We start from the raw sequence: 22936 nt of genomic DNA on the forward strand, positions 1-22936 counted from the left end.
AAAAATTTATTTAAAGTATACTGTTATTTTAGTATAAAAAAAATACCTAGTCAAATGATTGATACTAGATATTGTGTGCTTGAATTATGTAAAATACTATATATTGTGTTGTTTGCTAAGGTTGAGACCAAACGGTACCAAAGACTCTTCCTTATTTTTTATTCTTTTAATATTACTTTTATGGCGAATAATTATAATGGAGGCTAAAGCCAAAATGATGAGTGAAAAGAGCGGATCATAGTCGGGCACAATAAAATGAAAATACGGAAAGATAAGGACACCTATTAGGGCAGCCACAGCTCCTAAAATAGAAGATAGACTGATCATGCTAAAAAGATAAAGGACAAGGAAGAAAACCACAGCAAGATAAAGAAGGAAGAGTGGATTAAAGCCTAGAATCACGCCCGCAGAAGTTGCGACAGCTTTACCGCCCTTAAATTTGTCAAAAATGGAAATCGTGTGTCCCACTACCGCAAGCAAGCCAAAAATAAGAGGAGAAATACCATGAACATGGAAAATAAGAGGAAGAAGTGTTGCTAAAGTTCCTTTAAGTAAATCAAAGGTGAAAACGATGATACCCGCTTTTTTCCCAAGTATACGGAAAGTATTTGTTGTACCTGTATTGCCAGAACCATAGTCATGGAGATCTTTCTTAAAGAAAATCTTTCCAATCCAGAGACCAGCAGGAATCGCTCCTATAAGGTAAGCAAGGATGAGTAAAATTATTGTAGTCATATCAACTTTCTTTTATGTTTATAATAACTCCACAATTATAACACAAAACTCTATGATATTTGCCCTTTATTTTGAAGAAAATTTTTTCAAATTTGTATTATTTGAAAGAAATAGAGTTAAAAGACTGGGAGAAACCTTCTTCTCATTCATAAAGACTTTTGACAAAGGCTCTTTAAGAATGTAGAATAGGAAAGATGAATATTTCTGCTGGTTAGACTGGCTTAAATGGAGAATAATGAATGGTAGATATAAATAATTACGACGATAGTGCGATTCAGGTCTTAGAAGGCCTTGACGCCGTAAGAAAACGCCCGGGGATGTATATTGGTTCAACAGATTCAACTGGTTTGCATCACTTAATCTGGGAAATAGTCGACAATGCAGTGGATGAAGCCCTCTCAGGATTTGGGACAAAGATAGCTGTAACATTAAATAAAGATGGTTCTGTAACAGTTGAAGATGAAGGGCGTGGTATGCCTGTAGGTATGCATGTGACTGGAAAACCAACTGTTGAAGTTATTTTCACTGTACTTCATGCCGGGGGAAAATTTGGTCAAGGTGGGTATAAAACATCTGGTGGTCTACACGGTGTAGGCTCATCAGTAGTCAATGCTTTATCCAGTTGGCTCGAAGTAGAAATTACTCGTGATGGCGCAGTTTATCGTCAACGTTTTGAGCATGGCGGTCATCCTGTAACGACATTAGAAAAAGTGGGTAAGGCAGCAAAATCAAAAACAGGTACAAAAGTTACGTTTATGCCTGATACAACTATCTTTTCCACAATCGAGTTCAAGTATCAAACTATTTTTGAACGTTTGAATGAATCAGCTTTCTTACTAAAAGATGTGACACTTTCACTGACAGATAACCGTGGTGAAGAAGAAGTAAGAGATGAATTCCACTATGAAAATGGTGTTCAGGATTTTGTTAATTATCTTAATGAAGATAAAGATACCTTGACCCCAATTCTTTACTTTGCAGGCGAACAAGATGCTTTTCAAGTTGAAGTAGCTTTGCAGTATAATGATGGCTATTCAGAGAATATCTTATCTTTTGTTAATAATGTTCGTACAAAAGATGGTGGTACGCATGAAGCAGGATTAAAAACAGCTTTGACTAAAGCCATGAACGATTATGCGAGAAAAACTGGACTTCTGAAAGATAAAGATAAAAATCTTGAAGGCTCTGACTATCGTGAAGGTTTAACTGCTGTTTTATCTATTTTAGTACCTGAAGAATATCTACAGTTTGAAGGACAAACGAAAGACAAGTTAGGCTCTCCGTTGGCCCGTCCTGCAGTCGATGCTTTGGTATCAGAAAAGCTAACATTTTATCTTTTAGAAAATGGGGAACTCGCGCAGAATCTGATACGTAAAGCAATCAAAGCGCGTGAAGCGCGTGAAGCTGCACGCAAGGCGCGTGAAGAGTCAAGAACAGGCAAGAAAAACAAAAAAGATAAAGGACTTCTTTCAGGAAAATTAACGCCTGCACAAACGAAAAACCCCAATAAAAACGAACTCTACCTGGTCGAAGGAGATTCAGCCGGGGGCTCAGCTAAACAAGGACGTGATCGTAAGTTCCAAGCCATTTTACCGCTACGAGGTAAAGTCATCAATACGGAAAAAGCTAAGATGCAAGATATCCTCAAAAATGAGGAAATCAACACCATGATCTATACAATTGGTGCAGGTGTCGGTGCTGATTTTACACTTGCTGACCGTAACTATGATAAAGTTATTATTATGACCGATGCGGATACAGATGGGGCCCACATCCAAACACTGCTTTTGACATTCTTTTATCGTTATATGAAGCCACTTTTGGAGAATGGTCACATCTATATCGCTCTTCCACCACTTTATAAAATGAGTCAAGGAAAAGGGAAAAAGGAAAAGATTGCTTACGCTTGGACGGATGGTGAGCTAGAAGAACTCCGTCAAAGCTTTGGTAAAGGTGCGACACTTCAACGTTATAAAGGTCTGGGTGAGATGAATGCAGATCAACTTTGGGAAACAACGATGAACCCTGAAACACGTACATTAATACAAGTTACTATCGATGATGCCGCACAAGCAGAAAAACGTGTGTCTGTCCTCATGGGTGACAAGGTTGAACCACGTCGTAAGTGGATTGAAAATAATGTTAAATTTACTTTAGAAGAAAACACGATTTTTTAAGTAACAAAAATATTTTTTTAGTATAGAACTTAGAAGGGAAATAAAATGGTGCAGCATTACGTTGTATTTGACTTTGAAACTACAGGTCTCAGTCCTCAAAAGAATGAAATTATCCAAATTGGTGCAGTCAAGTATGATGAAATGCACCAAGAAATTGACCGATTCAATCAATTAATTAAGCCGACACGCTCTTACCTTCCAACAAAGATTTCCGAGTTGACGGGGATTTGGCCTTCGGCTTTATTGAACCAGCCGGTTCTTGCAGAAGTCTTACCAGATTTTATTGCTTTCTCCAGTGACAGCCTAATGGTGGCACACAACGCGCCATTTGATGTTAGCTTTCTTTATCAGGCAATTGTGGATTGTGAGCTTGGGGATACTCCCCACTTTAAAGTGTATGATACACTTTCTGAAGCTAAAAAGTTGTTGCAAATGCCCAACTATAAGTTAGAAACATTCAAAGATGTTCTCGGAATAGAGTTACGTAGCCATGATGCGCTTAACGATTCCCTTATCACAGCGAAACTGTATCAATATTTACAGGAAGTGTCTCAACCACCAAAACCAAAGCCAATACCTACTGATAGTTTACAACTAGATTTGTTTGGCGAAGTAGACACAACTATAACTGACGAACTCCGCCGAAAACTAAACTTACCAATCACGAAAGATTTGGTTTATTACCGTAAAGATATCACACGAAACTGGCAAAAATTTGAAGTTACTGGTCTAGCAATTACGGCTGCTTATTCGACAGGTTATAGTCTCACTGCTACACTTTATAATAATGAAAAAGTAACGATTCATTCTGATTTTTTGAAAGAAATGCAGAAAGCTAACTTTATAAATGAAATAGGAAAAGAGGGATAGTAAATGGCTTGGAAAATTAAAAACTTTGAAGAACTAACAAGAACGGAACTCTATAAAATTTTGGCAGTCCGCTCTGAGGTTTTTGTAGTAGAACAAGAGTGTGCTTACCAAGATGTTGATGGCAAAGATCAAAAATCTTTACATTTGTGGCTGGAAGACAGCGCAGGAGTAGTTCAAGCATACTGTCGTATTTTGCCTTCTGGCCTTTCCTATCCAGAAGCTTCTATTGGACGAGTGTTAGTCAAGGAAAGCCAGCGGGGCAAAGGAACGGCACGTAAAATGTTGGAACAGGCTCTTGATTTTCTCGCTAATGCGTGGAGAGAACCATCGGTTCGGATTGAAGCACAATATTATTTGCGACAATTTTATGCTTCGTTTGGTTTTATTGAGGATTCTGAACCATTTTTGGAAGATGGAATCAAACATGTTGAAATGATTTTAGACTTGAAAAAATTTGCCTCTTAAAAAGCATTTCATTAACTAACAAAAATAAATTAGATAAATGTCGGAGGATTTATGTCTAATATACAAACTCTACCTTTAGAGGATATTATGGGCGAGCGTTTTGGACGCTATTCAAAATATATTATTCAGGAGCGTGCCCTGCCTGATATTCGTGACGGTTTAAAACCTGTCCAACGTCGTATTCTTTATTCCATGAATAAGGATGGCAATACTTTTGACAAATCTTACCGTAAATCAGCAAAATCTGTAGGTAATGTTATGGGTAATTTTCACCCGCACGGTGATAGCTCTATTTATGATGCCATGATTCGCTTATCGCAGGATTGGAAAATGCTCGAGCCCTTGATTGAGATGCATGGGAACAATGGCTCAATGGACGGTGATCCACCAGCTGCTATGCGTTATACGGAAGCTCGCTTATCAGAGATTTCGTCTTACTTGCTGAAGGACATTGAAAAAGACACGGTCGCACATGCTTGGAACTTTGATGATACAGAAAAAGAACCCACTGTCCTTCCCGCGAATTTTCCTAACCTACTCGTTAATGGATCAACGGGGATTTCTGCTGGTTATGCAACAGATATCCCCCCCCATAACTTGGGCGAAGTCATTGATGCAACGGTCTACATGATTGATCATCCCAAGGCGGATGTGGATAAAATAATGACCTTTATGCCAGGCCCAGATTTTCCTACGGGAGCAATTATTCAAGGACGTAGTGAAATTAAAAGGGCTTATGAAACAGGTAAAGGACGTATTGCAGTACGCTCAAAAGTTGAAATAGAGAAGCTTAAAGGTGGACGTGAACAACTTATTGTCACTGAAATTCCTTATGAAATAAATAAAGCAACTTTAGTTAAACGTATTGATGATGTTCGTGTGAATGCGAAAGTTCCAGGTATTTCAGAGGTCCGTGACGAGTCTGACCGCGAAGGTCTACGTATCGCGATTGAGTTAAAAAAAGAAGCAAACAGCCAGTTGGTGCTTAACTATCTTTATAAAAATACTGATCTGCAAATCAATTACAATTTCAACATGGTAGCTATTGATAACATGACACCACGTCAAGTGGGCGTCTTGCCGGTTCTCCGTGCTTATATCGCTCACCGTCAAGATGTGATTGTTAAACGTTCAAAATTTGACTTGAGTAAAGCTGAGAAACGTTTGCACCTTGTTGAAGGTTTGATTCGGATGGTTTCAATCTTGGATGAAGTGGTGGCTTTGATTCGTGCTTCTGAAAACAAATCAGATGCTAAAGAAAACCTAAAAATTAGCTATGCTTTCAGTGAAGAACAAGCAGAAGCTATTGTAACTTTGCAACTTTATCGTTTAACCAACACCGATATCGTGACTTTGGAAAATGAACAAGCAGAGTTAGAAGCAAAAATATTAGAACTTCGTGCTATCATCAATGATGAACGTACACTCTTCAATTTGATGAAGCGTGAGTTACGTGAAGTGAAGAAGAAGTTTGGCAAAGCAAGGCATTCAGAGCTTCAAGATAAAGTGGAAACGATTGAAATTGAAGCACAACAATTGATCGCAGAAGAAGAAACGGTGGTTTCTGTAACACGTGGAGGTTATATCAAACGAACATCACCACGTAGTTTTGGATCATCAAATGTTGAAGAAGTCGGTAAGCGTGAAGATGATGAACTGATTTTTGTAAAAGCAGGTGCGCGTACGACCCAGCATTTACTCATGTTTACCAGTCTGGGAAATGTTATCTATCGTCCTGTGCATGAATTATCCGATGTGCGTTGGAAAGACATTGGCGAGCATATCTCGCAAACTTTAAACAATTTTGCAAGCAACGAAGAGATTCTCTTTGCACAAGTTCTTGATAATTTTGACTCTGCAATGAACTATATGGTAGCAACTGCTGCTGGCCAGATTAAACAAGTTGAACTGTCTTCATTTAGCCCTTGGCGTACCTATCGTTCTAAATCAATGGTTTATGCTAAATTAAAGGGTGAAAAAGACGGTATAGTGGCTATTGAGCCGATCACCAAAGGAGATGCAGATGTGATGCTCGTCTCTGCAAATGGTTATGCTTTGCGTTTTAATGTATCGGAAATTCCAGTTGTAGGTGCTAAAGCAGCAGGAGTTAAAGCGATGAACCTGAAGGCAGGAGACAGTGTGAAAGCAGCCTTCTTTGTGCAGACAGACAGCTGGTATCTCTTGACACAACGTGGCTTTATAAAACGTGTGAAATCTGATGATATTCCAGAAACCAGCCGAGCAAACCGAGGACTTCAAGTCTTGCGTCCGCTTAAAAATAATCCACATACGGTATTTGGAGCGGGCAGTGTGATTAATACAGGCAAAGTTCCCCTTTCAGAAACGGTAGATTTATTTAGCCCTGCTGAAGTAGAAAATACTACTGACGATAAGAGTCAGATTTTAGAAGTTATTTCGGATCTTGGGAAAGTTTATTTAACTGAGCTAACAGACCTAAATCTTTCAGACCGTGCAAGTAATGGTCATCCTTTAGCAGAAGATATCTCACGCGTAATTGAAGCAAAAATAAAATAGAATACAGTCCTCTCTGAGGTCTGTTTTTTCTTTAAAAAAGAAATGCAAAAAGAGGAGAAAAGAAGTCTGAAACCTATTTCTTTTGGCTTAATCAAGCGGGCTCACTAAGGGACACAAAAGGAAGATAAAAGATTTAAAAACAACTGTAAACAGTAAGAAATTGTGGTATAATAGAGTCAGTGTTTACACATTGAAAGAGGAGAACATGGAAGATAAAAATATCATAAATGTCAATCTTGCTGAGGAGATGAAAACCAGCTTTCGTGATTACGCTATGTCAGTTATCGTGGCTCGCGCCCTGCCTGATGTACGTGATGGTTTGAAGCCGGTTCATCGCCGCATTCTTTATGGAATGAACGAGCTTGGTACTACACCTGATAAACCCCATAAAAAATCTGCCCGTATCACCGGGGATGTTATGGGTAAATATCACCCACATGGAGACAGCTCAATCTATGAGGCAATGGTACGTATGGCTCAATGGTGGAGTTATCGCCACATGCTTGTGGATGGACATGGGAACTTTGGTTCTATGGATGGCGACGGTGCTGCGGCTCAACGTTATACCGAAGCACGTATGTCAAAAATTGCTCTGGAAATGCTACGTGATATCAACAAAAACACAGTTGATTTTGTTGATAACTATGATGGTACAGAGCGTGAACCTGAAGTCCTTCCTGCCCGTTTCCCTAACCTTTTGGTCAATGGGACAACTGGTATCGCTGTGGGTATGGCTACAAACATTCCTCCACATAATTTGGGTGAAACGATTGATGCTGTAGATTTACTTATGGAAAATCCAGAAGTTACGACACGTGACTTGATGGAAGTTTTGCCTGGACCAGACTTTCCCACAGGGGCTTTGGTTATGGGTAAATCAGGTATTCGACGTGCTTATGAAACAGGTAAAGGATCTATCACGCTTCGTGCTAAGACAGAAATTGAAGAGTTACCTGGTGGAAAAGAGCGCATCGTTGTGACTGAATTCCCTTATATGGTAAACAAATCTAAGGTCCATGAGCATATCGTGCGCTTGGCTCAAGAAAAACGTATTGAAGGCGTTACAGCCTGTCGTGATGAGTCAAGTCGTGAGGGAGTACGTCTTGTTGTAGAAGTGCGTCGTGATGCATCTGCACATGTTATCTTAAACAACTTGTTTAAACTTACTCAACTCCAAACTTCATTTGGCTTTAATATGTTGGCCATCGAGAATGGTACTCCAAAAATTCTGTCCTTGAAACAAATTTTGACAGATTATATTGCTCACCAAATCGAAGTTGTAGAGCGTCGTACGCGATTTGATAAAGCCCGTGCAGAAGCTCGTGCTCATATCTTAGAAGGCTTGCGCATCGCATTGGATAATATTGATCGTATGATTACCATTATCCGTGAATCAGCTACAGATGCTATTGCTCAAAAAGCAATGATGGATGAATTCCAACTTTCGGACAAACAGTCACAAGCAATTTTGGATATGCGTTTGCGTCGTTTGACAGGTTTGGAACGTGACAAGATTGAAAATGAATATCAAGAGTTAATCGCTTTGATAGCCGATTTGGCAGATATTTTGGCTAAACCAGAACGTGTTAAAGCTATTATTCGTGAAGAATTGGGCGAAATCAAGCGTAAGTTTGCAGATGCGCGTCGTACAGAACTTTTGGTCGGTGAGGTACTGAATCTCGAAGATGAAGACCTTATTGAGGAAGAAGATGTCTTGATTACACTTTCTAATAAGGGTTATATCAAGCGCCTTAGTAACGATGAGTTCCGTGCGCAAAAACGTGGCGGACGTGGTGTGCAAGGGATGAACATGACAGATGATGATTTTGTACAACATCTCGTTTCATCAAGTACTCATGACAATCTGCTCTTCTTTACAAATCAAGGTCGCGTTTATCGTATGAAAGGGTATGAAATCCCAGAGTACGGACGTGCAGCCAAAGGTCTTCCTATCGTTAACCTGTTAAAACTTGATGAAGGTGAAAAGATTCAAACCGTAATTAATGTTGTTAAATCCGATGAAGAGCGTTATCTGTTCTTCACGACACGCAATGGTTTAGTGAAACGTACAAATACAAAACAATTTGCTAATATTCGTACGAATGGACTAAAAGCGCTCAATCTTCGTGATGGGGATGAACTTATTAACGTTCTTTTGACTTCCGGTGATGAAAATATCATTATTGGGACGCATAATGGATTCTCAGTGCGTTTCCGAGAATCAGTCGTACGTGATATGGGACGTTCTGCTACAGGTGTTAAGGGTGTAAGCCTTCGTGAAGGTGACTTTGTAGTAGGTACAGCCACTGTCTATGATGAGCAAGAAGTTCTTGTTATTTCGGAAAAAGGTCTGGGTAAACGCACAATTGCAAGTGAATATCCAACTAAAGGCCGTGGTGGTAAAGGTATCAAAGTGATGAATGTTACTGAACGTACAGGTAAACTTGCTGGTTTAACTGCGATTAACGGTAACGAAGACATTATGGTCATCACAGATACTGGTGTTGTGATTCGTACAAGTGTCGAAAATATTTCACAAACAGGCCGTGCAGCACAAGGTGTGAAGATTATGCGTTTAGATGATGAAGCACAGATTGTAACCTTTGCGCTTGTTGAACCTGAGGCAGAAGATGATGAAGAATTAAATGAAGCAGAAACTGTTTCAAATACCGAAGAGTAAAATGAAAAAAATATTTATATTCTTAACGACAGCTGTCAGTATCTTTTTACTGGCAGCTTGTAGTTCAAATAAGGACACTCGCCAACTTTTGGAAGAGCCCATAAAAAAAGATGCCACAACAATGGGAACTTACATTCAAGTGACTGTTTATGATCCCGGTAAAGAAAAAGCTGTCGAGAATTCTCTTAAAATTGCTGAAAAGTTCAATGAATGGGTCTCTGTAGACAAGGCAGACTCAGTAGTTGATGAGATAAATGATAATGCAGGGATTAAGCCTGTCAAAGTTAACTCAGAAATATATCAACTGATCAAACTTGGCTATAATTACTCTTCAAAAGGGATGGGATACGACATCACTATCGGACCCTTAAGCAAACTTTGGAATATTGGCTTTCCGGATGCACGAAAACCAGAACAAGCTGAAATAGATAAAGTACTGCCCTTAATTAATTATCAATTTATTAAATTTGATGACCAAAACAGTACAATTTATTTAAGTAAAAAAGGCGCTCGACTTGATTTAGGCTCAATTGCCAAAGGCTATACTGCGATGAAAATGGTGGAAGAGCTAAAAGAAAATGGTGTCACAACAGGTATTGTTGACTTAGGCTCCAGTTCTATCTATGTGATTGGCCAATCTCCTCGTAATGATGGTGACCCTTGGACCATTGGGATAAAGGATCCTAATGATCCCGAAAAATCACAGCTGGGTATTTTACAAGCGAGCGAACAGCATGTTAATACTTCAGGAATCTATGAGCGTTATCTCGAACTTGACGGCCATCGTTACTCGCATATTCTTAATCCAAAAACGGGATTTCCTTTTGATAATGACATTGCCAGTATCACCCTTTTGATTTCTGGAGACGACGCCAGCAATGGTGATGGCTTATCCACAATGATTTATGCCTTGGGTACAAAAAAAGGTTATGAATACGTTCAGACATTAAAAAATGTACAAGCTGTCTTTGTAGATAAGGATGATAAAGTTTATATTACTGACGGACTAAAAGATAAGTTTGAACTGACGAATAAACATTATAAACTGGGTAAAATAGCTGATTTAAAATAGAAGGAGTACTGAATGGCAAAAAAGAAGAAAAATTGGAAACGAAGAGTGACGAATGTCCTCATTGTGCTTCTTTTTCTTGTTGGCTTGATTTTAGTTTTCAACAAGCCTATTCGCAATTGGCTTATCGGGATGAATTCGAGTCATTACCAAATTAATAATGTGACTCGAGAGACCATCAAGAAAAACAAAGAAGCAGAAGCGACTTTTGACTTTGACAGTGTCGAATCCATCAGTTTTGAACAAGTACTTCGGAATCAGATGAATCGCCAATCCATGCCAGTGATTGGTGGCATTGCCATTCCAGAAGTGGGGATTAATCTTCCTATATTTAGAGGTCTAGCAAATGAAAACTTGGCTTTTGGTGCGGGGACGATGAAAGAAAACCAAGTAATGGGTCAAGGAAATTATGCCTTAGCCAGTCATAATGTTACAGGTTTTAGTAGTGATGTCAGTCTACTGTTTACACCCTTGGAGCGTGCGAAAAAAGGGATGGTCATTTATATTACAGATAAGAACAATGTCTATCAATATCGAATTAATGAAGTATCCGTTGTTTCACCAGATCATTCTGAAGTGATTGATGATACTCCAGGAAAAACGGAGATTACCTTGGTAACTTGTGCTGATCCAGGAGCTGTAAATCGAATCATTGTACACGGCCTCTTTGAAAAGAAAGTCCCCTTTAATGATGCGGACGCAGATATGAAAGCAGCATTTGACCGTAATTACAACCAAATACTATAAATAAAAAACCTTCCTGAACTTTAGGAAGGTTTTTTTAATCTAGAATATTATAGGTCTTGCTTACGTAGGCAATAGATACCAATTGCCCCAAAAATCAAAATTTCTAAGAGGTGATAGCAAATATTGAAAAGGCTATTACTACTTACAAAACTATTACTAAAATCGTTGTTTCCAGCTTGAGAGAGGAAGAGGAAGAAAGTACTCATCAAAAATGTCTGTACAATACGTGAGGCGAAATTAAAGCCAATATAAACAAAGAGTCCAGCTGTCTTGCCTCGTGTGAGGATAACCGCAAGTGCCATTGTTACCATCATTGCGATGAGACCTAACGTATAGGAGAGGAGCCCAGTAAAGATATCTGAAGAGTGCACGAATAAATCTAATGATCTAAAGAAATCGAAAATAGTTTCTTGGTTGAAGATAAAGAAGGTGACAAAAGGAACTACCAAAATCAGGAAGATAGCAATCAATTGTGTCAGGATTGTTGAGCCAATTTTAACGAAATAGTATTTAATTCGAGAGACACCGCTAGCAATCATGAGACTCATAACCTTATTTTTATAGTCAACATTGAGCAGATGAAAAGGATAAAGTAGAGAAAATATGGCAAGAGCAATCAAAGACAGAACAGTTGTGACAGAGAGTAGCGTAAGTAAAATAGGAAAGTCTCGGAAGCTAGCTTGACTTAAACTCACAGCTAGCCATGAAAAATTAAGTACTAGACTTAAAGAAATAAAAACTGCAAGAACAATCATATAAGTCTTGTCTTGTATATTTTTGTACATTTCCATCTTAAAAATATTTTTAGCATTCATAAATAATCACTCCTATTTGACAAGTTCAACGAACTTACTTTCTTTTTTTATCTGATAAAATTCAATGTCTTGAGCTACCGCTTGTTTGAACATGGAGCGATAATCACTTTCAGTCATTTCAAAAGCAGTCCAATTGTCAGATTGACTTGTAACTTTTACCCCTGATTCTAAAAGGAGCTTAACGATTTTTTCTGAATTATTTGTTTGTACACGGTAAATGAATGCCTGATTTTTTTCTCTCAAATCAAATTTTTCTGTAAAGTTTCCATTTTCGAGAACGAGAACTTCATCAGCAAGTGTTTCAATATCTTCTTGAACATGGCTTGAGATAAGAATCATTCGTCCTTCTTTTTTCAAATCAAGAAGGTATTTTTTAAACCATTCGACAGTTTTTTTATCTAACCCACGAAAAGGTTCATCAAAAATAAGAATTTGAGCTTGACTCATCAATGAGATAAGGAGGATTAATTTTTTATTCATCCCAAGAGAATAGCTGCTTACTTTTTGCTGAAGGCTTTTATAAATGTCGAGTTCTTGAGCTAAAGAAATGGCCTTATCTTCATTAAACTCACCACGCAGACCTCCAAAATAGCGCATATTAAAAAGGCCAGTGTAATTTTTATAGAGTTCCATATCATCAAGCACAATTCCTACGGATGTGAGCATTTTGGGATTTTCTTTAACATTGTTCCCCTTGATTTCAATAGCACCCGAATAGTTGGTAATAATATTCGTTAAAGTTTTGAAAAATGTTGTTTTTCCCACACCATTTCTCCCCACAATACCATAGATCTTTCCTTCTTCAAAAATAGCCTCGGAGATATCTAGGACTTGGTTGGCACGGTATGAAAATTTTAAATTTTGGACTGTCAGTGTCATCGTTTTTCCCTCTTTCATTATGAACAATTCTACCATGGGTATTCAGCTTTTACAAGCTTTGTTGGGAAAATGTAGGAATTGTTTATTATGAGAATTATTACGAATACAATAAAAAGTTTGGAAAAGAGAGGTGTGCAGGATGGGGACTCTTTTGTTATAATAGGAGAGCAATACTAGACTGGAATTGAGAGAAAAAAATGAATCCTTTATTAAACGGAATGAATGAAAAACAAGCGGAAGCAGTACAAACTACAGAAGGGCCACTGTTGATTATGGCAGGTGCTGGATCGGGTAAGACACGTGTCTTGACGCACCGTATCGCCTACCTTATCGAAGAAAAAATGGTGAACCCATGGAATATCTTGGCCATTACCTTTACCAATAAAGCAGCACGAGAAATGAGAGAGCGGGCACTGAACTTGACGCCCGCAGCTCAAGACACTTTGATTGCGACTTTCCACTCTATGTGTGTGCGCATCCTGCGTCGGGATGCGGACCACATCGGTTATAACCGTAACTTCACAATCATTGATCCCGGAGAGCAAAAAACGTTGATGAAGCGTATTTTAAAAGAGGCGAATTTGGATCCCAAAAAATGGGATCCAAAAACACTTCTTAATACCATTTCTAACGCCAAAAATGATTTGCTAGATTCAGAAGCTTACGAGGGGCAAATTAACACACGTAACCCGTATGAATTGCTTACAGCACGAGTTTATAAGACATATCAATCAGAACTTCGTAAAGCAGAGTCGATGGACTTTGATGACTTAATCATGCAAACGTTACGTCTTTTTGATAAAAATCCTGATGTTTTGGCTTATTATCAAGGAAAATTTCAATATATTCATGTGGACGAGTACCAAGATACAAACCACGCGCAATATCAGCTAGTGAAGTTGATGGCTCAGCGCTTTAAAAATATTTGTGTGGTGGGTGACGCAGACCAATCCATTTACGGCTGGCGTGGTGCAGACATGCAAAATATCCTTGATTTTGAAAAAGATTATCCTGATGCAAAAGTAGTTTTACTTGAGGAAAACTATCGTTCAACAAAAACTATTTTGCAAGCAGCGAACAATGTCATCAACAATAACGTTAATCGTCGTCCTAAAAAATTATGGACCCAAAATAATGATGGGGAGAATATCCTTTACTATCGTGCAAATGATGAGCGTGATGAAGCCATTTTTGCAGCTTCAACCATTAATGAACAAGTACAAGCAGGACGTAAGTACGCTGACTTCGCAGTACTTTACCGCACAAATGCGCAATCACGTACGATTGAAGAAGCTTTCTTGAAGTCAAATATTCCCTATAGTATGGTAGCTGGAACGAAGTTTTATTCACGTAAAGAAATTCGAGATGTGATTTCTTATCTGAATGTTATAGCAAATCCCCGTGACAATATGAGCTTTGAGCGTATTGTAAATGAGCCTAAACGTGGTGTGGGACCAGGTGCTTTGGAAAAATTACGCCACTTTGCAGAGATGCAAGGCAAATCCTTGGCAGAGTCTACATTAGATATCACTTTATCGGATATTCGGGGTAAAGCTGCTGGTGAAATTTACAATCTCGGCTTAATATTTGATTTCCTCAGAACTTATATCGAAAATTCTACGATTACAGAATTAGTTGAAGAAATGCTCGATCGTACGGGCTATATGAAGTTCTTACGTATGCAATCGAGTTTGGAGGCACAAACTCGAATTGAAAATATTGAAGAGTTTCTATCCGTAACAAAAAACTTTGACGAAAAATCAGAAGTTCCATTGGATGAGATGACAGGGGAGCCAATTCAAGAAACCGGATTAGACCGTTTAAGTCGTTTTCTTAATGAAGTGAGTTTACTTTCGGAAGTCGATGAATATGAAGAGGCAAGTGATGCTGTAACAATGATGACTTTGCATGCGGCCAAAGGGTTAGAGTTTCCAGTTGTTTTCCTTATCGGACTGGAAGAAAATATTTTCCCCTTGTCACGTGTGAATGATGACCCGGACGAACTGGAAGAAGAGCGACGCTTGGCTTATGTGGGTATTACACGAGCAGAAGAATTTCTATATATGACAAATGCGAATCAGCGTGTTCTCTACGGTAAAACCAGCTATAATCGTCCAAGCCGTTTTATCTCAGAAATTGATGATGAATTACTTGATTACGGAGGGATTGCCCGTAAAGCTAATTCGAGTTTCAATGCCAGCTATAAACTGTCTGATGGAGCCACACGTTTTGGTACAGGCATGTCAATGTCAGATGCGATTCATCAGCGTAAAGCATCCGTCAATCCAGCTGCTTCACGAGTAATCGAAAAAGCGGACGTGGCGACGGAAGACTGGACGATTGGTGACACTGCAGTCCATCGCAAATGGGGTGAAGGTATCGTTTTAGCTGTAACTGGAACTGGTAAGAGCATGGAGCTGAAAATCAAATTCCCAGAGGTGGGGATGAAACGTCTCTTGGCAGCAATGGCGCCTATTGAGAAGAAGGAGTAAGATGGAAAAGCAACGGTGTAAATGGTGTCTTTCCTCAGATAAGATGATTCACTATCATGACACTTACTGGGGAACACCTGTTCATGATGATCAAGAGCTTTTTGCCAAACTTATTTTGGATATGAATCAAGCCGGCTTATCATGGTCAACTATTCTGAATAAACAGGAAAGTTTTTATGAAGCATACGACCATTTTGATATCGCTAAAGTGGCAAGCTATAGCAAAGAAAAAGAAGAAAAACTAAGGGAAAATCCCGGAATCATTCGAAATAAGCTAAAAATAGCTGCCGCAGTCAATAATGCTCAGAAAGTTTTAAAAATCCAAGAAGAATTTGGCTCTTTTGAGAACTACATCTGGTCTTTTAGTGGGGGACAGGTGTTACAGCATCAAATCTCTGATGAAAGTCAAGTCCCAGTGACCAACGACTTAGCGGAAAGCGTGTCTAAGGACATGAAAAAGCGGGGAATGAAATTTGTTGGTCCAACCATTATTTATGCTTATCTCCAAGCGATTGGTGTGATTAATGACCATGCGGAGTATTGTTTTCGAAATAAGGAATTACTTTAAGAGAAAAAAGAATTTGGAAGTATCCAAGTTCTTTTTTTGATACCCTCATTGTTGTAAAAGCTTGTTTTCATTTGACTTGAAGCATGAAATGCTTTGAAAGTCGACATTTTTTTGATATTCTTTTGTAAGGAAAGAAACTTACATGAAATGAAAGCTTTTTAAAACAGATGAGGATAAAAGTTGGAACATATACTTAGACGTTCACTCCCCGGAGAAAAAAGAAAAATTGCCGAAGCAATAGTAAACTGTTATGGTGCGGAATTGAGTGCTTTATCAAAAAACCAAGAGCGACTTACAAATGTTTTTGAGGAAGGTGTTCATACAGAGCGCTTCTGGGTCTGGGAGGAAAGCAATCAGATATTAGGTATTGTAGCCTGCTCTGATCATACTGGGCGAGCGTTTACGCCTAATAGAAAAAAGTGCATCAAAAATTTTGGTATAGTGCGTGGCCTTATTTCTTACACCATTTTTAAAAGGGAATTTGCAAAACAATTGACTTATCCTGAGACCACAGGCTATATTGAGTTTGTAGGAGTGATTGATTCTGCTCGAGGTCGTGGAATTTCTCAAGTACTTTTACGTGAAGTCATCTGTCAGAATAAGCAATATAAAGAATTTCTGCTGGATGTTATGGATAATAATATCGCTGCCAGAAGATCTTATGAGAATTTAGGATTTCGTGAAGTGGATCGCAAGCCCTTTTCGAGTGGCAAACGAAGTGGTATAACAGCAAGGATATACATGAAATTGAGGAGCAATTAAGGGTTTTCTCACATATCTGCATTATGCACTGAGACCAATCTTTCTCTCAAGTACTCTAAGAATTTAGTATAAACAAGGAAAAACACATTATGAATACAACAATACACAAGCCTGACAATTGGCGAAAAAACTTTTATTTATTTCTTATCGGGCAACTCTTAACGGGTGTGACTTCGATGATTGTTCAATATGCAATTATCTGGTACTTAACCCTTGAAACGGGTGAGGAGTCAGTTCTTGCTATCGCAACTCTGGTTGGGATGTTGCCAATGGCTATTTTAAGTCCTTTTGTGGGACCTTTTATCGACCGAATCAACAAGAAATTTTTACTGATGTCCTATGATGCTGTCGTGGCAGTCATTGCTTTGGGCCTCTTTTTCTATGGTATTAGTAATGATGTGTATCCTCTATGGATGGTCTTTATTACTATTGGTATACGTGCTGTAGCTCAAACTGCTCAAATGCCTACCGTGCAATCGATTATGCCTACAATGGTGCCACGGGCTGAAATCACGCGGGTCAATGGTCAGTTTGGGATAATTCAATCGCTTGTTTTTATTGTTTCGCCTGGTATTGGTGCTTTTATGGTTGCTTCAATGCCCATTCATTGGGTTATTTTACTCGACGTCATTGGCTTCGTTTTGGGTGCAGGGATGTTGCTTTTGGTCAAAATTCCAGAAGTTGTATCACAGGGTGAAAAGATTTCTGTGATTAAAGATACGGTGGAAGGATTTAACATTCTGCGTGAAAATAAACCAATGTGGAAAATGACACTTATTGGCGCCCTCTTCATGCTCCTCTTTATGCCAGCCATGAGTCTTTATCCTTTAGTGACTACTAAGTATTTTGGCGGTACTATTGTTCATGCTGGTTGGGTAGAAGTACTTTTTGCGGCCGCCATGTTAGTTGGCTCCTTTGCCGTCGGTATCTTTGGTAAGACGAAAAATCGCATGCCTTGGATTATCGCTGCTTATCTTGTCGTGGGTCTCAGTATCGGTGGCTCAGGATTTCTTCCGGGAAATATGAACGGCTTCTGGATTTTCTTAGTGCTCAATGTTTTTGCTGGAGTGGTTGGTCAAATTTATAATACGATGAATATGGCTATTACGCAGCAATCCTTTGATTCCCAATATTTAGGACGGGTTATGGGGATTGTTTCTGCCTTGATGAACTTTGCTGGGCCGGTTGGTTTGATGTTTGCAGCACCTGTAGCAGACACTATCGGTGTGCAAAACATGCTTGTCATTGCTGGATTTGGTGGAATACTCTCAGGTTTATTAATTTATTTCATCCCATCCGTCCGAAACTATGACAAGCTTTTACAGGAAAAATTAAAAGATAAAGCGGACTAACGGAATTACCTCACACCTCTTAGTTTATTTCGAAGAATATTTAGAAAGAGATATTTTATATGGAATGGAAAGATACCATTGTAATCAAAGCTAATATCAACAGAGTATGGCTGATACTTAATGATGAAACCTATCTGAAGGAAATCAAGCCTCAAGTCGTTCAATCTATCTTAATTCCAGAAAAGTCTCAAGGAAATGTTAAAGTTTATCAAGAAACTTATCAGGAAGGTAAACGTCAGGAAACATACGAACTAACACTTATAACCAATGAAGATAGTGAAGACTTAAAAAAACAATCTTTTAATTTTATCGTTGCAAATACAATTGAATGCACAGGGAATTTTTCTCTCAAAAAGGTTGATGAAATAACCACAATGTTCTGTTACTCAGGCTTAAATAAAGGTATCAATCTTATTGGAAAAACAATGTTGAAAATATCAAGTAAATCGAGCGTTGAGAATATTATAGCTGATTTTCTTAATAAGGTGAAAGAAGTCTCAGAAAGATAATGTTAAAATAAATTAAAAGAATTTTTCAGCAAGTTTCACCATTACGGATGTCGAAGACATACCTGCGTCAACTATATCTATTTTCACTTTCATAACGATAGTTGAAAACCCTTTCTTGTGTTAAAATAAAAGTGTTACAAAATCAATAATTACGATAAAAAGAAAGAGGCGCCTATGGCAAATGTACATCCTTATATTGCACTTGATAATACTAAAGAAGCACTTCATTACTATGAGGAAGTTTTGGGTGCAAAAAATATCCGTCGTGTCCCAGTGGGAGCTGAACAAGCAGAAGAGTTCGGTCTTTCAGAGGAACAAGCAGCAGAAATGACCATGCATAGTCAGTTTGATATCCTGGGTACCACAATTATGGCTGCTGATAATTTTCAAAAAGAAGATTTAAAATACAGTGGCATTTCAATCTTAATTGATCTTAATTCAGAAGACAAGGAAGCAATGGCAGAAGCATTAGATTTTTGGAAACTTTTGTCTGAATCAGGAGAAGTGACTATTAATATGCCATTTGAAGAACAATTCTGGGGCGGAGCGATGGGGGACTTTACCGATAGATATGGTGTCCGTTGGATGCTCCACGCACAACCTTATTCTAAACTAGCAGAAATGTAAAAAGACTACTCACTTAAAAAATAAACTCTCTAAACGTAGCAGAATTCTGCTGCGTTTTTGTTAATCAATTGTAGAAAATATTTATAGCTTTTGTGCTGATTTATCTGAAATAAGTCTAAAAAAGTGCTATAATTATTTATCTATGAATGGAATTTTGAATGTATATAAAGAGGCAGGCTGGACTTCCTTTGATGTTGTGGCAAAGCTTCGTGGAATATTAAAAACAAAAAAAATTGGACATGGAGGAACTCTTGATCCACAAGTGACAGGGGTGCTTCCGGTAGCTGTGGGTAAGGCGACACGTCTTTTAGAATATATGGAAGAAGCAGGCAAGGTCTATGAAGGAGAAGTAACGATTGGCTTTTCCACCGAAACAGAAGATGCTGAAGGGGCAGTCATAGAAAGGACACAAGTTCCCCTCACCCTTTCGGAATCAGAGATTGATGCGTATATGCGTAATTTTTTGGGTGAAATTCAGCAAGTACCACCCATGTATTCAGCTGTGAAGGTCAAGGGCAAGCGCCTTTATGAGTATGCGCGAGCTGGGCAGACTGTAGAGCGTCCCATACGTAAAGTAACAATTAAGGAATTTACTCGAACCAGTCCGGTTATCTTTGAAAATGACTGTGCGCGTTTTACTTTTCGTGTAGCTTGCAGTAAAGGTACCTATGTGCGCACTTTGGCAGTAGATTTATCTGCAGCTTTAGGATATGCGGGCCATATGTCCAAATTACAACGCACAGCAGCAAACGGTCTAAAGATTACTGAATCTTTGACTTTAGAGCAGATTGAAGAATATGTAAAAGCAGAAAAGCTTGAAGAAATATTACAACCAAATGAAGTTGCTGTATCTGATTTGCCTCGGGTAGATTTGACTTTAGAGCAGGCTGAAGCAGTACGCGTTGGGAAAAAATTTGAAGAGAGTGAGTTTAACTCTCCAGAAACGGATAAGAAGCTGGCTTTCTTCTATGAAAATAAGCTCCTTGCTGTATACATGAAGCATCCCGAAAAACCAGGAATATTAAAACCAAATAAGGTAATAAATTAAAATGAAAACTTTGTATTTTGACGAAATTGAAACTTGGAGTGAACCTACTGTTCTTGTATTGGGTTATTTTGATGGCCTTCACCGAGGCCATCAGGCACTATTTGCTGAGGCCAAAAAACTAGCAGCGGTTCTAAATTTGAAAATTGCCGTTTTGACTTTCCCAGAGAAACCAACCTTAACTTTTCAAAAGTTTGAGCCGGAAATGCTTCTTAAACTGACCAGTGATAAAAAGCGTGAAGCACTTTTTGCAGAAAATGGGGTAGATTATCTCATTTTCAAAGATTTTACTTCTAGCTTTGCTAAGCAGACAGCAGAGGAATTTACCAAAAACATCGTTGAAAAGTTTTTACCTAAAATTATTATTACGGGATTTGATCATAAAACGGGTTCAGATATGACACAGCTTAAAGGAAATGATCAATACAAAGTCGTTGTCGTTCCAGAAGTATCCGATGAAAAAGGAAAAATATCGTCTACTCGTATACGTGAAAGCGTAAAAACAGGGGATATTGCAGCAGCAAATGAACTTTTAGGCTATCCTTACGAAACAACGGGCATTGTAGTGCATGGCTTTGCACGTGGTCGGACGATTGGTTATCCCACTGCTAATCTTGCTATCAAGGACTTTATCCATATCCCTTCACCTGGTGTCTACACTGTTGACGTCCTCTTGCAAGGAAAACGGCAACGTGGCTTCGCTTCGATCGGATACAATGAAACCTTCAATGGAAAGGAAAAAACAGTTGAAATCCATATTTTCGATATGGATTTAGATTTGTATGGGGAGAACCTAACTGTTCTTTGGTTAGATAAAATACGAGATATGATCAAGTTTGATGGTATCGAAGCGTTAATCACCCAAATGAAGGATGATGAGGAAAAAGCTCGTCAATATCAAGAAAAATAAAACCTACATGTGTTGGTTTTTTTAGTTTGAAACTGGGTTAATATTGTGTAGAGAGAAAGTATAACTTTTTGAAAATTGTCTACTTATCCCAAACGTTAATTCAAGCAGAAACCCCTAGATTGTGATATACTTAATAAGAACAATTTTAAGGAGAACATTAATAATGTCACGTAAACCTATTATCGCTGGTAACTGGAAATTGAATAAAAACCTCAAAGAGGTTAAAGAATTTATCGCTAACATTGACGGTAAATTACCATCAGAAGACAAAGTAGAAGTTGCTATCGCAGCTCCTGCACTTTACCTTGTATCAATGGTACAAGAACGTGGAAATAACCCACTTAAAGTTGCAGCTGAAAATGTTTACTTTGAAAATGCTGGTGCTTTCACTGGTGAAATCGCTCCAGCTATGCTTGCAGCTGAAGGTATCGAATACTCAGTAATCGGTCACAGCGAACGCCGTGAATACTTCCACGAAACAGATGAAGACATCAACAAAAAAGCTAAAGCGCTTATCGCTGCTGGTGTAACACCAATCCTTTGTTGTGGCGAAACTCTTGAAACTTTTGAAGCTGGTAAAACAGCTGAATGGGTTTCTGGTCAAATCGAAGCTGGTCTCTCAGGTATCGACGGTAAAGATGTTGCTAACATGGTTATCGCTTACGAACCAATCTGGGCTATCGGAACAGGTAAAACTGCTACAGCTGAAATCGCTGATGAAACTTGTGGTGTTGTTCGTTCAACAGTTGAAAAACTTTACGGTAAAGAAGTTTCAGACGCAGTACGTATCCAATACGGTGGTTCTGTAAAACCTGAAACAGTTGCTGAACTTATGTCTAAAGAAAATATTGACGGTGCCTTGGTTGGTGGAGCTTCACTTGAAGCAGATTCATTCCTCGGATTGCTTGAAATGTACAAATAAGATTTTATTTGAAAAGAAACCTACGGGTTTCTTTTTTTTATATTAACGAAATTCATTTTTACTTACACGACAAAAATGTTACAATAATGTAAAGGTGGTTGTAAAAATGACAGACAAAGAATATTTATATGCAACTTTAGACATCTTAGAACAACTTCAGGACAACATTCGGAAGCGAGATGATTTAAAACGTGAAGCAAGAAAAAAGTTAACAGAGGAAGCTTCGAGGACCTCAATGCTGATTTCTCTTGTTTTATCAGCCCTATTTTTTGCATTATTTGTGATTATTGAAATGACAGACTTATTAGCTGTCAATACTCTTGGAGAAGTCCTAGATAACCCTTATATTGTACTTATCAGCATATTGCTATTATGCTCCTCTTTTGCTGTGTATACTTATCTCTTTGTGATGCACTGCTGGAGGCAGGGATGGATTAAATTTGGCGCAAAACGAGTGAAGCGAAGATTATATAAAGCGATGAACGATCAAAAAAATGAGATTGGTTTGGAACTAAAAGGTATTTTAGAATCCAACTTACTTATGGATTCACGGATTCCTGATAAATTTTTGTCTGTACGTTCGGTAACTTTCTTAATTCGTTACCAAGAAAGCAATCCCAAAATGCAGTTAGCAGACACACTTAATAAGCTGGAAGAAGACATTCAAAATAAAGACAGCGCCCATGTCCTCTTTAAAGAAAATGAAACACCAATGATTGAAAGAGAACGTCAAAAGCGCTATCTTAATTTCTTGGCAGAAATTTTGGAGTGAGAGGT

Annotated in this window: 20 protein-coding genes; 17 read left to right on the plus strand and 3 right to left on the minus strand. The window is 38.4% G+C overall.

Going from position 1 to position 22936, the window contains the following annotated elements; all coding sequences use genetic code 11:
- Window positions 1-96: 96 nt before the first annotated feature.
- The gene (gene plsY / locus I6G50_RS02135; RefSeq protein WP_003135737.1) at window positions 97-735 is read right to left on the minus strand and encodes a glycerol-3-phosphate 1-O-acyltransferase PlsY; all 639 of its coding nucleotides are present in this window, start codon (window positions 733-735) and stop codon (window positions 97-99) included.
- A gap of 239 nt (window positions 736-974) precedes the next feature.
- On the opposite strand from plsY, the gene parE reads away from it, so the two are divergent.
- The 7 genes from parE to I6G50_RS02170 all read left to right on the plus strand — a co-directional run bounded on the left by parE (window position 975) and on the right by I6G50_RS02170 (window position 11278).
- Window positions 975-2912 carry a DNA topoisomerase IV subunit B gene (gene parE / locus I6G50_RS02140; protein ID WP_081168263.1) on the plus strand — a complete coding sequence of 646 codons (1938 nt, stop codon included), beginning with the start codon at window positions 975-977 and terminating at the stop codon, window positions 2910-2912.
- Window positions 2913-2957: 45 nt separating this feature from the next.
- Complete coding sequence (locus I6G50_RS02145) at window positions 2958-3782, plus strand: PolC-type DNA polymerase III (protein ID WP_197909018.1); 825 nt, start codon at window positions 2958-2960, stop codon at window positions 3780-3782.
- Window positions 3783-3785: 3 nt separating this feature from the next.
- Window positions 3786-4247: a GNAT family N-acetyltransferase gene (locus I6G50_RS02150; RefSeq protein WP_197909019.1), complete on the plus strand. Its 462-nt coding sequence runs from the start codon at window positions 3786-3788 to the stop codon at window positions 4245-4247.
- A 51-nt stretch (window positions 4248-4298) separates the two neighbouring features.
- Window positions 4299-6782 (plus strand): DNA topoisomerase IV subunit A, encoded by a 2484-nt coding sequence (gene parC / locus I6G50_RS02155; protein WP_197909020.1) that lies wholly within the window; start codon window positions 4299-4301, stop codon window positions 6780-6782.
- A gap of 205 nt (window positions 6783-6987) precedes the next feature.
- Window positions 6988-9462, plus strand: a complete 2475-nt coding sequence (gene gyrA / locus I6G50_RS02160) for a DNA gyrase subunit A (RefSeq protein WP_081168259.1) — start codon at window positions 6988-6990, stop codon at window positions 9460-9462.
- A 1-nt stretch (window position 9463) separates the two neighbouring features.
- Complete coding sequence (locus I6G50_RS02165) at window positions 9464-10534, plus strand: FAD:protein FMN transferase (protein ID WP_003135728.1); 1071 nt, start codon at window positions 9464-9466, stop codon at window positions 10532-10534.
- Between the two features lie 12 nt (window positions 10535-10546).
- Entirely contained in the window at window positions 10547-11278 is a 732-nt protein-coding gene (locus I6G50_RS02170; protein WP_197909021.1) for a class A sortase, read from the plus strand.
- A 47-nt stretch (window positions 11279-11325) separates the two neighbouring features.
- Here I6G50_RS02170 and I6G50_RS02175 read toward each other — a convergent pair whose 3' ends face one another.
- The gene (locus I6G50_RS02175; protein WP_003135725.1) at window positions 11326-12093 is read right to left on the minus strand and encodes a hypothetical protein; all 768 of its coding nucleotides are present in this window, start codon (window positions 12091-12093) and stop codon (window positions 11326-11328) included.
- A 12-nt stretch (window positions 12094-12105) separates the two neighbouring features.
- The gene (locus I6G50_RS02180) at window positions 12106-12972 is read right to left on the minus strand and encodes an ABC transporter ATP-binding protein (protein WP_197909400.1); all 867 of its coding nucleotides are present in this window, start codon (window positions 12970-12972) and stop codon (window positions 12106-12108) included.
- A 197-nt stretch (window positions 12973-13169) separates the two neighbouring features.
- Here I6G50_RS02180 and pcrA point away from each other — a divergent pair, with 197 nt between their 5' ends.
- The 10 genes from pcrA to I6G50_RS02230 all read left to right on the plus strand — a co-directional run bounded on the left by pcrA (window position 13170) and on the right by I6G50_RS02230 (window position 22931).
- Entirely contained in the window at window positions 13170-15464 is a 2295-nt protein-coding gene (pcrA, locus tag I6G50_RS02185) for a DNA helicase PcrA (RefSeq protein ID WP_197909022.1), read from the plus strand.
- A 1-nt stretch (window position 15465) separates the two neighbouring features.
- A complete protein-coding gene (locus tag I6G50_RS02190; protein WP_081168247.1) occupies window positions 15466-16032 on the plus strand; it encodes a DNA-3-methyladenine glycosylase I in 567 nt (188 codons plus the stop codon).
- A gap of 180 nt (window positions 16033-16212) precedes the next feature.
- A complete protein-coding gene (locus tag I6G50_RS02195) occupies window positions 16213-16794 on the plus strand; it encodes a GNAT family N-acetyltransferase (RefSeq protein ID WP_197909023.1) in 582 nt (193 codons plus the stop codon).
- Window positions 16795-16883: 89 nt separating this feature from the next.
- On the plus strand, window positions 16884-18146 hold the full coding sequence (locus I6G50_RS02200; RefSeq protein WP_197909024.1) for an MFS transporter: 1263 nt from the start codon (window positions 16884-16886) through the stop codon (window positions 18144-18146).
- Between the two features lie 59 nt (window positions 18147-18205).
- Entirely contained in the window at window positions 18206-18655 is a 450-nt protein-coding gene (locus I6G50_RS02205) for a hypothetical protein (RefSeq protein ID WP_197909025.1), read from the plus strand.
- Between the two features lie 174 nt (window positions 18656-18829).
- Window positions 18830-19282 (plus strand): VOC family protein, encoded by a 453-nt coding sequence (locus I6G50_RS02210; RefSeq protein ID WP_197909026.1) that lies wholly within the window; start codon window positions 18830-18832, stop codon window positions 19280-19282.
- A 142-nt stretch (window positions 19283-19424) separates the two neighbouring features.
- Window positions 19425-20330: a tRNA pseudouridine(55) synthase TruB gene (gene truB, locus I6G50_RS02215; RefSeq protein ID WP_197909027.1), complete on the plus strand. Its 906-nt coding sequence runs from the start codon at window positions 19425-19427 to the stop codon at window positions 20328-20330.
- Between the two features lies 1 nt (window position 20331).
- On the plus strand, window positions 20332-21237 hold the full coding sequence (locus I6G50_RS02220) for a bifunctional riboflavin kinase/FAD synthetase (RefSeq protein ID WP_197909028.1): 906 nt from the start codon (window positions 20332-20334) through the stop codon (window positions 21235-21237).
- A gap of 163 nt (window positions 21238-21400) precedes the next feature.
- Complete coding sequence (gene tpiA, locus I6G50_RS02225; RefSeq protein WP_081168227.1) at window positions 21401-22159, plus strand: triose-phosphate isomerase; 759 nt, start codon at window positions 21401-21403, stop codon at window positions 22157-22159.
- Window positions 22160-22265: 106 nt separating this feature from the next.
- Window positions 22266-22931 (plus strand): hypothetical protein, encoded by a 666-nt coding sequence (locus I6G50_RS02230; protein ID WP_197909029.1) that lies wholly within the window; start codon window positions 22266-22268, stop codon window positions 22929-22931.
- The last annotated feature ends 5 nt before the right edge of the window (window positions 22932-22936 follow it).

Origin of the sequence: Lactococcus garvieae, from assembly GCF_016027715.1 — a bacterium.
In the GTDB taxonomy this organism is placed as follows: Bacteria; Bacillota; Bacilli; order Lactobacillales; family Streptococcaceae; genus Lactococcus; species Lactococcus garvieae_A.

Coding starts and splice junctions, on each gene's coding strand:
- I6G50_RS02170 (WP_197909021.1), top strand. CDS start 10,547: ATGGCAAAAAAGAAGAAAAATTGGAAACGAAGAGTGACGAATGTCCTC.
- I6G50_RS02220 (WP_197909028.1), top strand. CDS start 20,332: ATGAAAACTTTGTATTTTGACGAAATTGAAACTTGGAGTGAACCTACT.
- I6G50_RS02165 (WP_003135728.1), top strand. CDS start 9,464: ATGAAAAAAATATTTATATTCTTAACGACAGCTGTCAGTATCTTTTTA.
- I6G50_RS02200 (WP_197909024.1), top strand. CDS start 16,884: ATGAATACAACAATACACAAGCCTGACAATTGGCGAAAAAACTTTTAT.
- truB (WP_197909027.1), top strand. CDS start 19,425: ATGAATGGAATTTTGAATGTATATAAAGAGGCAGGCTGGACTTCCTTT.
- I6G50_RS02205 (WP_197909025.1), top strand. CDS start 18,206: ATGGAATGGAAAGATACCATTGTAATCAAAGCTAATATCAACAGAGTA.
- gyrA (WP_081168259.1), top strand. CDS start 6,988: ATGGAAGATAAAAATATCATAAATGTCAATCTTGCTGAGGAGATGAAA.
- parC (WP_197909020.1), top strand. CDS start 4,299: ATGTCTAATATACAAACTCTACCTTTAGAGGATATTATGGGCGAGCGT.
- I6G50_RS02175 (WP_003135725.1), bottom strand. CDS start 12,093: ATGAATGCTAAAAATATTTTTAAGATGGAAATGTACAAAAATATACAA.
- I6G50_RS02150 (WP_197909019.1), top strand. CDS start 3,786: ATGGCTTGGAAAATTAAAAACTTTGAAGAACTAACAAGAACGGAACTC.
- tpiA (WP_081168227.1), top strand. CDS start 21,401: ATGTCACGTAAACCTATTATCGCTGGTAACTGGAAATTGAATAAAAAC.
- plsY (WP_003135737.1), bottom strand. CDS start 735: ATGACTACAATAATTTTACTCATCCTTGCTTACCTTATAGGAGCGATT.
- I6G50_RS02230 (WP_197909029.1), top strand. CDS start 22,266: ATGACAGACAAAGAATATTTATATGCAACTTTAGACATCTTAGAACAA.
- I6G50_RS02210 (WP_197909026.1), top strand. CDS start 18,830: ATGGCAAATGTACATCCTTATATTGCACTTGATAATACTAAAGAAGCA.
- pcrA (WP_197909022.1), top strand. CDS start 13,170: ATGAATCCTTTATTAAACGGAATGAATGAAAAACAAGCGGAAGCAGTA.
- I6G50_RS02145 (WP_197909018.1), top strand. CDS start 2,958: ATGGTGCAGCATTACGTTGTATTTGACTTTGAAACTACAGGTCTCAGT.
- parE (WP_081168263.1), top strand. CDS start 975: ATGGTAGATATAAATAATTACGACGATAGTGCGATTCAGGTCTTAGAA.
- I6G50_RS02180 (WP_197909400.1), bottom strand. CDS start 12,972: ATGACACTGACAGTCCAAAATTTAAAATTTTCATACCGTGCCAACCAA.
- I6G50_RS02190 (WP_081168247.1), top strand. CDS start 15,466: ATGGAAAAGCAACGGTGTAAATGGTGTCTTTCCTCAGATAAGATGATT.